Origin of the sequence: Actinoplanes sp. NPDC048791, from assembly GCF_040650095.1 — a bacterium.
In the GTDB taxonomy this organism is placed as follows: Bacteria; Actinomycetota; Actinomycetes; order Mycobacteriales; family Micromonosporaceae; genus Actinoplanes.
On sequence record NZ_JBEZGQ010000156.1, the window covers coordinates 1 to 12300 of the forward strand.

7 protein-coding genes are annotated in these 12300 nt (G+C 69.6%); 5 read left to right on the forward strand and 2 right to left on the reverse strand.

Annotation, left to right across the window (positions count from 1 at the left end; translation table 11 throughout):
• Positions 1-1310 (reverse strand): extracellular solute-binding protein (locus AB0C29_RS14570; RefSeq protein WP_360820214.1); only part of this gene is annotated, 1310 nt, incomplete at its 3' end.
• 95 nt (positions 1311-1405) lie between these two features.
• Here AB0C29_RS14570 and AB0C29_RS14575 point away from each other — a divergent pair.
• From AB0C29_RS14575 to AB0C29_RS14585, 3 genes are read left to right on the forward strand one after another with little or no spacing between them, the layout of a single operon-like run.
• Complete coding sequence (locus AB0C29_RS14575; protein ID WP_360820217.1) at positions 1406-2443, forward strand: alcohol dehydrogenase catalytic domain-containing protein; 1038 nt, start codon at positions 1406-1408, stop codon at positions 2441-2443.
• The gene (locus tag AB0C29_RS14580; RefSeq protein ID WP_360820220.1) at positions 2440-3195 is read left to right on the forward strand and encodes an SDR family oxidoreductase; all 756 of its coding nucleotides are present in this window, start codon (positions 2440-2442) and stop codon (positions 3193-3195) included. Before AB0C29_RS14575 ends, AB0C29_RS14580 begins: the two co-directional genes overlap by 4 nt.
• A gap of 45 nt (positions 3196-3240) precedes the next feature.
• Positions 3241-6273: a M14 family zinc carboxypeptidase gene (locus tag AB0C29_RS14585; protein WP_360820222.1), complete on the forward strand. Its 3033-nt coding sequence runs from the start codon at positions 3241-3243 to the stop codon at positions 6271-6273.
• A gap of 48 nt (positions 6274-6321) precedes the next feature.
• Here AB0C29_RS14585 and AB0C29_RS14590 read toward each other — a convergent pair whose 3' ends face one another.
• Positions 6322-8700 carry an RICIN domain-containing protein gene (locus tag AB0C29_RS14590; protein ID WP_360820225.1) on the reverse strand — a complete coding sequence of 793 codons (2379 nt, stop codon included), beginning with the start codon at positions 8698-8700 and terminating at the stop codon, positions 6322-6324.
• A gap of 250 nt (positions 8701-8950) precedes the next feature.
• Here AB0C29_RS14590 and AB0C29_RS14595 point away from each other — a divergent pair, with 250 nt between their 5' ends.
• Positions 8951-10423, forward strand: coding sequence for an arabinofuranosidase catalytic domain-containing protein (locus AB0C29_RS14595; RefSeq protein WP_360820228.1), 1473 nt, complete (start codon positions 8951-8953; stop codon positions 10421-10423).
• A 278-nt stretch (positions 10424-10701) separates the two neighbouring features.
• Entirely contained in the window at positions 10702-12219 is a 1518-nt protein-coding gene (locus AB0C29_RS14600) for a ricin-type beta-trefoil lectin domain protein (protein ID WP_360820231.1), read from the forward strand.
• The last annotated feature ends 81 nt before the right edge of the window (positions 12220-12300 follow it).

Consider the following 12300-nt stretch of genomic DNA (forward strand, 5'->3'; position numbering starts at 1 on the left):
TCCGGAAGGAGCGTGACCACGCTCTTGCCGCCGGCGATGGCCGGCGTCATCGTCTTGGCCCAGATGGCCTCCTGGCTGAAGATGCCCGAGCCCCAGCCGGGCCAGATCGACGTGCCGGCGGTGACGATGGCCTTCAGGTCGGTGGCGTAGTAGTCGCTCGCCTCCTGCTTCTTCACCCACTTCTCGGCGGCCGGCCCGTACGCGGGATAGCCGGGAGCAACCGCAACCTGGTAGTCGTCGGCCGTCGTGACGAACTCGGCGAAGGTCTCGGCGGCCTTGAGGTTCTTCGAGTGGCTGCTGACGAACCAGGTGCCGCCGCCGACGTTGCCGGTCACGGCGTCCTCACCCTGCCAGGCCAGCGGCGCGGCGACCCCGAGCTGACCGGCGGGCACCTTGAGCGACTGCGGGTTGTTGAAGATGGCGCCGGCGTACCAGGCCGGTCCGGGCATCATCAGCACCTTGCCGGAGTACTTCTTCACGAACTCCGGCGTGAAGACGCTGATGTTCGGCGTGGTGCCGTTCTTGATCAGCGTGTCGAGCATCGCGGCCGCGCGCTGGCACTGCGGGGTCGTGGTGTTCACCGTGACCGTCTTGGGGCCGGTGATGTCGTTCGCCTGGCACTTGCTGCCCCAGAAGAAGACCTCCGGGGTCCAGGCGTCACCCACGGTGCCGACGATGTTGCCGGGGTGCTCCTGGGCGACCTTCTCACCGAGGGCCTGGTACTCCTGCCAGGTGGTCGGAACCTTGTAGCCGAACTGGTCGAACAGCGCCTTGTTGTACCAGAGCACGACCTGGGCCAGGTCGTTGCGCAGGCAGTAGACCTTGCCGTCGACGGTGCACGGGTTCAGCGCGCCCGGGGTGAACTTGTCGAGGGTGTCCTTGGGCACGAGCCCGCCGTTGAGCACAGCCGCGAAGGCCTGCTTGCCGTTGCTCTGCTGGCTGGCCCAGGCCGCGTCGTTGTTCTGTGTCGAGAACACGACGTCGGGCCAGCCGCTCTGGGTGCGGTCGAAGAGCTGGATCTTGGTACGGAACGAGTTGGAGCCGTTGGCCGACCCGTCGTAGGTCACGACCTGGATCGGCACCTCCGGGTGGGCCTTCTTGAAGGCGTCGGCGGCCTTGGTGCGATCGGCGTCCACCCATACCGTGATGGGGGCTTTGTCGTCCTGGGTCACCTGAGGAAATCCAAAAGAGCCGGCGGTGGAACCACCGTCGTCGTTGCCGCAGCCGGCGAGGGCGACCGTGAGGACCGCGACGCCGCCGAGGGTTGTCAGGAGGGAGCGGACGGAGCGGGCACGCCTGGAACGGACCATAGTCGGTGTCCTTATCTGATCTTCCGTATTGACGCCGCGTTCATCGGCCCGAAATATAAGGGCATACGTATGATGTTTGCAAGGGAGGGCCGCGCATGAAGGGCACGACGTACGAGGGCTCAGGCCGGCTGCGGACGGTGTCCGTGGACGTGGCACCACCGGGACCGGGAGAGCTGCAGATCGCCGTCGCCTACTGCGGGCTCTGCGGCACCGATCTGCACATCGTGCACGGCGACATGGACGCCCGGGTGAAGAAGCCGCTGGTGTTCGGACACGAGGCCTCGGGCACCGTGGCCGCAGTCGGCGCCGGCGTCGAGGGCTGGGCGGTCGGTGATCCGCTGACCGTGATGCCGCTGCTCTGGGACGGCACCTGCGCCGCCTGCCTGGCCGGGCACCAGCACATCTGCCAGAACCTGGTCTTCGTGGGCATCGACTCCCCCGGCGCGCTGCAACAGCGCTGGAACGTACCGGCGTCGATCGCGGTGCCGTTGCCCGGTGACCTGGACCTGCGGACCGCGGCGCTGGTCGAGCCCGCCGCCGTGGCCGTGCACGACGTCCGCCGCACCGAGTTGCAGGTCGGCGACCGGGTCGTGGTCCTGGGCGGCGGCCCGATCGGCGTGCTCATCGCCTGCGTGGCCCGCGAGGCCGGGGCGGAGGTCCGGGTCGCCGAGATCGACGAGTCCCGCCGCAGCCGCATCGCGGCGCTCGGCTTCGAGGTGCTGGACCCGGCCGGCACCGACCTCACCGCCGAGGTCGAGAGCTGGACCGGCGGCGTCGGCGCCGACGTGGTGTTCGAGGTGTCGGGCGCGGCCGCGGCGGTCCGCGCCACCACCGCCCTGGCCAAGGTCCGGGGCACGATCGTCGTCGTCGCCATCCACGCCGCCGCCCGCGAGATCGACCTCCAGCGGGTCTTCTGGCGGGAGCTGCGCCTGCTGGGCGCGCGGGTCTACCAGCGATCCGACTTCGAACGGGCGATCGAGCTGCTGCGCCGGGGGGTCATTCCGGCGGCGGCGCTGATCTCCGGCGTCGTACCGCTGGAGGAGACAGCCACCGCCGTCGCGGACCTGTCAGCCGGCCGGGCCATGAAGATCCTGGTCGACGTGGCCGGAGCGCCGGCGGAGGCGAGGGCATGAGCGGACTGTTCGATCTGGAGGGACGGCTCGCCGTGGTCACCGGCGCCCGCCGCGGCATCGGCCGGGCCATGGCCGAAGCCCTGGCCGCCGCCGGTGCGGACATCATCGGGGTCAGCGCCCGGATGCACACCGACGACGAGGTCGCCGAATCGGTCCGCGGGCTCGGTCGCACCTTCGAGGCCCGCGCCGTCGACTTCGCCGACCGCGACGCCGTGACCGCGCTGGGCACCGAGCTGGCCGGGCGCGCGCCGGACATCCTCATCAACAACGCCGGCACCATCGAACGGGCACCCGCCGCCGAGCACCCGCTGTCCTGGTGGGACCGGGTCATCGAGGTCGACCTGTCGAGCCAGTTCGTGCTGACCCAGCTGGTCGCCGCGTCGATGCTGGAACGCGGCAGCGGCAAGATCGTCTTCACCGCCAGCCTGCTCAGCTTCCAGGGCGGCATCAACGTCCCCGGCTACACCGCCGCCAAGTCGGGGATAGCCGGGCTCACCCGGGCGCTGGCCAACGAGTGGGCCGGCCGGGGCGTCAACGTCAACGCCATCGCGCCGGGCTACATCGCCACCGACAACACCACCGCGTTGCGCGCGGATCCCGACCGCTCCCGGTCGATCCTGGAACGGATTCCGGCCGGGCGCTGGGGCCACAGCGCCGACCTCGCGGGCGCGGCGGTCTTCCTCAGCTCGGCGGCCTCGGACTATGTCTCCGGCACGGTCCTCGCGGTGGACGGAGGATGGCTGGGCCGCTGACCGTGCGCCTCGGGGGCATTGACAAGACATCGATACTTGCCACTCATGAGGCGCTTACAACGGACAGCCCTGGCGGCGGCCGTGCTCATCACCACCGCCGCCGCCGTCACCGCGATCCCGGCGCAGGCCGGGGCCGCACCGTCCACCGAGGACAATCTCGATGTCTACACCGGCACGCTCGACAACCGCCAGTGGGACACGCTGCGCACCGCCGGCCTGGCGGCGGACGAGCTCGGCCGCGCGCCGGTTCCCGGCCGTAAGGCTCCGGTCGAGGTGATCCTCGGCCGGGCCCAGGCGGACCGGCTCGTGAAGGCCGGCGTTCCCCTGGCCCGCAAGCCGGAGACCGCATCGACGCGCTCCCGCAAGGCCGCCGGTCCCACGGTCTTCCGGCCCTACCACACGCCCGGCGGCATCCGCGAGGAGCTGGCCACCACCGCGGCCCGCTTCCCGAAGCTGGCCAAGCTGGAGACGATCGGCACGACGGTCCGCGGCATCCCGATCCAGGCGGTCAAGGTCACCCGCAACGCCCGGACCGTGCCCGACGGCCGCCGCCCGGCCGTGCTCTACTTCGGCGGGCAGCACGCCCGGGAGTGGATCACCCCGGAGATGACCCGGCGGCTGATGCACCACGTCCTCGACAGCTACGGCACCGACCCCGCCGTCACCGGCCTGGTGGACACCACCGAGCTGTGGTTCCTGCCGGTGGCCAATCCCGACGGCTACGACCTCACCTTCACCTCCGACGAATACCGGTACTGGCGCAAGAACATGCGCGACAACAACGGCGACGGCCGGTACGGGCCCGAGGACGGCATCGACCTCAACCGCAACTTCGCCGAGCGGTGGGGATACGACAACGAGGGCTCGTCGCCGGAGCCGGACAACGAGACGTACCGGGGTCCCGCGCCGCAGTCCGAGCCGGAGACCCGGGCGATGGACGCCCTGTTCCGCCGGGTCGGCTTCGAGTTCCTGGTCAACTACCACTCGGCCGCCCAGCTCATCCTCTGGGGCGCCGGCTGGCAGGTCGAGACGGTCAGCCCGGACGATCAGATCGCCATGGCGCTGGCCGGCGACGACGCGCGCCCGGCCGTACCCGGGTATGACCCGGACATCACCGCCGAGCTCTACGTCACCAACGGCGACACCAATCACCACGCCCAGGTCCGGATGGGGACCATCGGTTTCGCCCCCGAGATGTCGACGTGCCAGACCGCCTCGGACTCCGATCCGGACGATGCCTGGCGACCGGAGGACTGCCGTACCGAATTCGACTTCCCCGACGACGAGAAGCTGATCCAGGCCGAGGTCGCCAAGAACATCCCGTTCGCGCTCTCGCTGGCCCGGTCGGCGCGGAACCCGGCCGATCCGGTTTCCGTGGTCGGCCGGTCGACCAGGGACTTCGTCCCCGACACCTTCCCCGATTCCTTCGGCACCACCCAGCAGGTGGCCGTGGTCGCCAAGCGCTCGCTGCGCAACGTGCGGCTGCACGCCAGGATCAACGGCCGAGAGCGTACGGCCGCGGTCACCGAGTGGCAGGGCGGCCAGAGGTACGGCGGCAGCGCGGACAGGTACTTCGCCGAGCTGCGGGGCACAGTCACCGGGCAGAAGCCGGGCGACCGGGTGACCGTCTGGTTCACCGCCGCCGGCGGCCGCAAGAGCGCACCCTTCACCTACACGGTCAACCGGCAGGTCGGCGGCGACGTGCTGGTGCTGGCCACCGAGGACGTCACCGGCATCGAGCCGGCCAACACCGACGGCGCCACCGCGGCCCGGTACGCGGGCACGTACGTCGACGCCCTCAAGCGGTCCGGGCACACCGCCGACGTCTACGACATGGACACGCACGGCCGGCAGGCCCCGCACCCGCTCGGCGTCCTGTCGCACTACCGGGCGGTGGTCTGGGAGACCGGCGACGACATCGTCCCGCGCAATCCGGGCCAGCCCGAGTGGGCCACCACCCGGGCCACCTTCGAGACCGATCTGGCCGTCCGCGACTACCTCAACGAGGGCGGCAAACTGCTGCAAGCCGGCCAGTACGCCCAGTACGCCGCGTCCACGGGGTACTTCTACCTCCCGCAAGGCCCCGGGGAGTGCGGTGATGGCGGCGACGACCTCGACTGCCAGCCGTTGAGCGACGACTTCCGGCAGTACTGGCTCGGCGCGGGGGCGTACGTGGACAACGGTGGGAGCGCGGCAGTGACCGGCACCGCCGGCAAGCTGGCGGGCTTCTCCGCCCCGGCCGGGGCGCAGCAGCACACGGCGGCATTCCTGAGCACGTCGAGCGAGCTGCCCGCGGCCCAGTTCCCGCAGTTCACCAGCACGGTCCCGATGGTCTGGCAGCAGGACGGGCCGGGACCCTACGACCCGGCCGACGGGGACCAGTACCTGTGGAGCGGGCGCTCGGACTCCTCCTACAAGCGGCTGACCAGGACCGTTGACCTGAGGACGGCGCAGGACGCGCACCTGCGGTTCAAGACCTCGTTCGACACCGACCAGGGCGCCGACTTCCTCATCGTGGAGGCGCACGAGGTCGGCACCGACAACTGGACCACGCTGCCCGACACCGGCGGCCTGACCAGTACGGACGTCGGGTGGACCTGCGAGTGGGAACGCCTCGACCCGCACCCGTTCCTGGCGCACTACTGGGCCGAGGACTGCACGCCGCACGGCTCCACCGGCGACTGGAACGCCGCGACGGGCAACAGCGGCGGGTGGAAGGACTTCCAGGCCGACCTGTCCGCGTACGCGGGCAAGCAGGTCGAGATCTCCATCAGCTCCACGTCCGACTGGTACGTCCAGGGCTACGGCGTCTTCCTCGACGACGTACGCCTGGACGTGGACGGCGCGACCGTCGCCCGTACGTCCTTCGAGACGGACCTGGGCGGCTGGACCGTGGCCGGGCCACCGCCGGGCTCCGCGCCCAACCCGGCCGACTGGACCCGGGCCGGGCACGTCTACGACTTCGGCGCCGCGACCGCCACCCCGGCCACTCTCTACTTCGGTTTCGGACCGGAGAAGCTGACCGCGGCGGATCGCACCGAGCTGTTGTCCCGGTCGATGCGGCAACTCCTGAAGTGAACGGGACGGGCCCACGCCGTGGTGGCCTGGGCCCGTCCGGTCAGCCGGTCAGGAGGGACGGGTCCACTGCTGGTTGGTGCCGCCGTGGCAGGCCCAGAGGTTGATCCTGGTGCCGCTGGCAGTACCCGCACCGGTGGCGTCCAGGCACAGTCCGGAGGCGACGCCGGTGATGGTGTTGCCGGCGTTGAGGTTCCACTGCTGGTTGGGCTGGCCGTTGCAGTCCCAGATGATGACGGCGGTGCCGTTGCTGGTGCCCTGCCCGCTGGCGTCCAGGCACTTGTTGCCGTAGACCATGAGCTGCTTGGACGCGGTGTAGGTCCAGGTCTGACCGCCGGCGCCCGTGCAGTCCCCCAGCTGGGTCTGGGTGCCGTTGGCGGTGGCACCGCCCGGCACCTCGATGCACCGGCCGGACTGCACCCCGACGATCCGGGTGCTCTGCGGGCTGCCGCCGCTCTGCGGTCCGGCCGCTGCCATCACGGCCTGCGCGGCCGCGGGCCAGCTGCCGTTGGTGACCGTGACGTTGTTGTTCACCACGTTGCCGCGGTCGCCGTTGGTGATGTTGGTGCTGCTGTTGCTCGTCCAGTTGCCGGTGACGGTGAAGTTGCCCATGTTCTCGCCGCCCCAGTAGTTGGCGGTGGCCCAGGTGCCGACGTTGTTGAAGACGTTGCCACTGGCGGTGTAGTACTTGGAGCCCTCGTCGAAGTAGAGCCCGAACCAGCCGTTGATCCGCTGGCAGTGGTTGCCGTCGATCCGGGCGCCCGGGTTCCAGGACAGCGTGTAGATGCATCCGCCGTCGGTCATCTGCTGCATCACGTCGTGGATGTAGTTGCCGATGAGCCGGTTGTTCGAGGCGGTCGTCGCCGTGGTGTACCGCGGCTGGTAGTTGTACAGGCCCCGGTTGGCGTACTGGTTGCTGCCGCCCGGCTCGTTGGCGCCCCAGCCGAAGCCGATCGACATGCCGGAGTACGGCATGTTGTAGACCTCGTTGTGCGACATGGTGGCGTTGGTGACGTAGGTCGTCAGGGCCGACACGTTGCCGCGGTACTCGACGCCGAGGTCGTGGATGCGGTTGTTGCTGATCGTGATGTCGCGGTTGACCATCCGCTGGTCACTCGGGTGGTGCGCGTCGGCGCGGACGCCGCCCACGACGATGCCGCCGGCCGAGCTGCGGGCGATCTCCGAGCCGGTGACCGTGATGTTGCTGGCGCCCAGGCCGACCCCGCTGGCGTGGGCGTTGGCGTCGTTGCCGATGCCGATGGCCATCTGGCCCAGGTTGACGAACTGCGAGCCGCTGAAGGTGATGGTGTTGGCCGCGGAGACCTGCACGGCGGCGGGCATCTGGTTCCAGTGCGGCCGGGTGGCCTCGAACTGGGTGCACCCCTCCTGGCAGGCGCTCAGGGCCGGCCAGTTCCAGTTGCCGGTCATGTAGGCGCCGGTCTGCTGGTCCGCGTAGCCCTGATTGCTGCTGGCCCCGAGCCAGCTGGTGCCGGTGAAGGTGATCCCGTTGAACGTGACGTGGTGGGCGGGGGCGTCGTAGGTGCCACCGATGTTCACCAGGGACTGCAGCGTCGGCAGTTCCACGCTGAGGTTGCTCATGTTCTGGCCGGCCGGCGGCGCGTAGTACAACGTGCCGGTCCCGGAGTTGAGATACCACTCGTTCGCCGAGTCCAGGAACTCGTACGCGTTGGTCAGGTACATCGGACCGGCCCGGTGCGGGGTGGTGAAGGTGTCGTAGCCGAAGGTGTTGTTGTTCCAGCTGGGCTGCTGCATGGTGATGAAGTTGCCGCTGATGCTCTGCACCGAGACGTACCGGTCGGTGAACGAGGCGACGCTCTCCAGCTGGATCCGGTTCTGGTTGGCCAGATTGTTGAGGTAGCTCAGCGCCCCGTTGGTGAACCGCAGGCCGGTGCTGCTGGCGGTGAAGTCCGACCGGTTCACACTTGTGCGCGCCCGGGTGGCGATGGCCCCGTTGACGTAGAGCTGGCGGCTGTCGGTCCCGGCGCCCACGTTGGCCTGCCAGATGTTGCGGCCGGCGTCGGCGAGGGTCCAGCCGGTGACCGCCCGCGCTCCGCTGATCGCCGGCCGGGCCGACGGCGCCGCCTGCCACACCACGGTGTGGCCGTTGGTGCCGGAGTCCTCGGCGGTCAGCCGGAACGGCGCCGACAGGCGGTACACGCCGTCGGCCAGCTGCACCACGATGTCGTCGGACATCGCGTCGTTCAGCGATCGCACGGCGGCCTGGGCGCCCGTCAGCGAGCAGGGCTGGGCACTGGAACACGCGGTGCCGGAGCCGGCGGGGGAAGCGTAGAGAGTGGTGGGCGCGGCCAGGGCGGGGGTCGCCCCGGCGACGGTCACCACCGCGGCGGCCACACCCGCCGCGGCGAAACCGGCCAGCACCTTTCTGCGCAGCGTGGACGGCACGGGCATCTCCTCGGGTCGGGGATCATCGCGGCGCGATCGGCACAGAGTCGCAGCGTATGACGTATGACGTTTGCTGCCGCCGACGTTAAGGCGGCGTTTCAACCATGTCAAGCGACCATTGTCGATGCGTAAATCCCGGTCCCGCCGGAGATCCCCGGCCCAAAATGTGTAATGAAATCGGACCCGACGAAGTCGTATTGACATCCGCCGATTTGTGTACCCATGCTGGCGAACCAACAGCACCGGGAGGCCATTCATGGTCGTTTCCAAAGGGCGCCGACACCTCGGACGACTGTTCGCAGCGGGCGTCACCGTCGCCTTCACCCTCGTCGCCGGCACCGCGGCCGCCGCGACCATCCAGCCCGGACAGAGCGCCCCGATCGTGGGCACCCAGTCCGGACGCTGCCTGAGCGTCACCAGCTCCGGCAACGGGACCCAGGCCCAACTGCGCGACTGCTCCGGCGCCGCCGGCCAGACCTGGACCTACACCGCGTCGAAGCAGCTCATGGTCTCCGGCAAGTGCCTGGACGCCTCGGGACAGGGCACCGCCAACGCCACGCCGGTCATCATCTGGGACTGCAACGGGCAGGCCAACCAGCAGTGGACGGTCGCCTCGAGCGGCACCATCAGCGGCGTGCCCTCCGGCCGCTGCCTGGACGCCAACGCACAGGGCACGGCCAACGGCACCACCATCATCCTCTGGGACTGCCACGGGCAGAGCAACCAGCTCTGGGACTCACCGGCCGACCCGACGCCACCGACCGGCGCCGGCCCCTGCGACCTCTACGCCTCCGGCGGCACACCCTGCGTGGCCGCCCACAGCACGACCCGCGCGCTCTACGGCTCGTACAGCGGCAACCTCTACCAGGTACGGCGCTCGTCCGACAACACGACGCGGAACATCGGTCTCCGGGCCGCGGGCGGCACCGCCGACGGCACCGCCCAGGATGCGTTCTGCGGCGGGACCACCTGCGTCATCACCGTCGTCTACGACCAGTCCGGCCGCGGGAACGACCTCTGGTACCAGGGTTCGAGCGTCGTGCCCGGCTCGACCCAGAGCCGCCCGGCCACCGCGACCTCCGAATCGCTGACGGTCGGCGGCGCCAAGGCGTACTCGCTGTTCATCAACCCCGGCAACAGCTACTGGCGCGACGGCCACCTGACCGGCGTGCCCACCGGCAGCGCCCCCGAGGGGATGTACGCGGTGCTCAGCGGCACCCACGTCAACAACGGCTGCTGCTTCGACTACGGCAACAGCGAGACCACCCGGGCGGCCGACGCGGCCGGGGCCATGGACGCCATCAACTTCGGTACGCAGTGCTGGTTCGGCGGCTGCTCCGGCACCGGCCCCTGGGTCCAGGCGGACCTCGAGTGGGGCCTCTACCCCGGCGGCAGCCAGTCCTGGAACCCGAACCAGCGGGCCTTCCCCAGCAAGTTCGTCACGGCGACGCTCAAGAACAACGGGACGTCCCGCTTCGCCATCAAGGGCAGCAACGCCCAGTCCGGCAGCCTCTTCACGCTGTACGACGGCGCCCTGCCGCCCGGCTACAGCCCGATGAAGAAGCAGGGCGCCATCATCCTCGGCAGCGGCGGCGACTGCTGCAAGCCCGGGGGTGGCGCCAACCTCAGCGCCGGCACCTTCTACGAGGGAGCCATGGTCGCCGGCTACCCGACCGACGCGACCGAGAACGCGGTCCAGGCCAACGTGATCGCCGCCGGATACCGCTGAACCACGCGCTGGCCGGGCGCGCGTAATTGTGTTATGCACGGCGGCATTCAGAAGTCGCAGGCCGCCGTGACAAATTCTCACCCTTGAATGCCTGGAAACATTCTGGCAACCTTGTGAATCCGGATGTTAACGTTCACTTCTGAACAGGTCGGTAATCGATGAGAGCTCTGAAATCCTTGCTCGCGGCCGGACTCCTGGTGCTGTCGGGCACGGCGTTCGTCGCTTCCGCAGCGACGCCGGCGCAGGCCCTGGACAACGGGGTGGCCCGTACGCCGCCGATGGGCTGGAACAGCTGGAACACGTTCTTCTGCAACATCAGCGAGTCGTTGATCCGGGGGATGGCCGACAGCATCGTCAGCACCGGCATGCGCGACGCGGGCTACCAGTACGTGGTGGTCGACGACTGCTGGATGAACCCCAACCGCGACGGCAGCGGCAATCTGCAGGCCGACCCGACCCGCTTCCCCAGCGGCATGAAGGCGCTCGGCGACTACATCCACAGCAAGGGTCTCAAGTTCGGCATCTACCAGGCGCCGCTGGACAAGACCTGCGCGCAGTACTTCGGCTCGTACCCGGGAGCGACCGGCAGTCAGGGGCACGAGGCCCAGGACGCCCGGCAGTTCGCCGCCTGGGGCGTGGACTACCTGAAGTACGACTGGTGCTCGCCCAGCGGCACCATCAACGACCAGGTCGCCACGTTCGCGAAGATGCGTGACGCGCTGGCCGCGACCGGGCGGCCGATCCTGTACAGCATCAACTCCAACAGCATCCACGCCAAGACCGGGCCGCAGCGCAACTGGGGCGATGTGGCCAACATCTGGCGCACCACCGAGGACATCCAGCTGGTCTGGAACACCAACCAGGTCAACGACTACCCGATGGGTGTCCAGAACATCATCAACGTGAACGTGCCGCTGGCCGGGTACGCCAAGCCGGGTGGTTTCAACGACCCGGACATGATGGAGGTGGGCCGGGGCACGCTGACCGACACCGAGCAGCGTTCCCACTTCGCCATGTGGGCGATCATGGCGGCGCCGCTGATCGCTGGCAACGACATCCGCAACATGACGGCTGCCACCCAGACGATCCTGAAGAACCCGCGGCTCATCGCCATCAACCAGGACACCCTGGCCCTGCAGGGCGTGCAGGTGGCGGGCGACAGCAACCAGCGGGTGCTGGCCAAGCGGCTGGCCAACGGCGATGTCGCGGTGGCTCTGTTCAACCAGAGCGGCGCCACCCGGACGATCTCCACCACGGCCGCGGCGGTCGGCAAGACCGGGGCGTCGTCGTACAACCTGGTCGACGCCTGGAGCGGAGCCACGACGACCACCAGCGGCACGATCAGTGCGAGCGTGCCGGCCCACGGGACGGTCGTCTACCGGGTCAGCGGCGGCACCGGCGGCGAGCCGCAGGTACCCGCCTCGACCAGCCTGGTCAGCACCTCGTCGGGGCGCTGCCTGGACGTGCCGAACAGCAACACCGCCAACGGCACCCAGCCGGTCATCTGGGACTGCAGCGGGGCGAACAACCAGAAGTGGACCGTGTCCGGTCAGGCCCTGCAGTCGCTGGGCAAGTGCCTGGACGCACCGACCGGCGCCACCGCGGGCGCCAAGGCGCAGCTCTGGGACTGCAACGGCGGCACCAACCAGCAGTGGACCTTCCAGAGCAACGGCACCGTCCGCAACAACCAGACCGGTCTCTGCCTCGACGTCTCCAACAACCAGACCGCGAACGGCACGCTGACGCTGCTGTGGACCTGCACCGGAGCCACGAACCAGCAGTGGACCCGGCGCTGACGGCGGTCATCCGCTGAGGTCACGACCATCGCAACGAGCGGCGGGCACCGATCCGGGGGCCGCGCCCGGCAATCCGCCGCA

Coding starts and splice junctions, on each gene's coding strand:
- AB0C29_RS14585 (WP_360820222.1), top strand. CDS start 3,241: ATGAGGCGCTTACAACGGACAGCCCTGGCGGCGGCCGTGCTCATCACC.
- AB0C29_RS14600 (WP_360820231.1), top strand. CDS start 10,702: ATGGGCTGGAACAGCTGGAACACGTTCTTCTGCAACATCAGCGAGTCG.
- AB0C29_RS14590 (WP_360820225.1), bottom strand. CDS start 8,700: ATGCCCGTGCCGTCCACGCTGCGCAGAAAGGTGCTGGCCGGTTTCGCC.
- AB0C29_RS14580 (WP_360820220.1), top strand. CDS start 2,440: ATGAGCGGACTGTTCGATCTGGAGGGACGGCTCGCCGTGGTCACCGGC.
- AB0C29_RS14595 (WP_360820228.1), top strand. CDS start 8,951: ATGGTCGTTTCCAAAGGGCGCCGACACCTCGGACGACTGTTCGCAGCG.
- AB0C29_RS14575 (WP_360820217.1), top strand. CDS start 1,406: ATGAAGGGCACGACGTACGAGGGCTCAGGCCGGCTGCGGACGGTGTCC.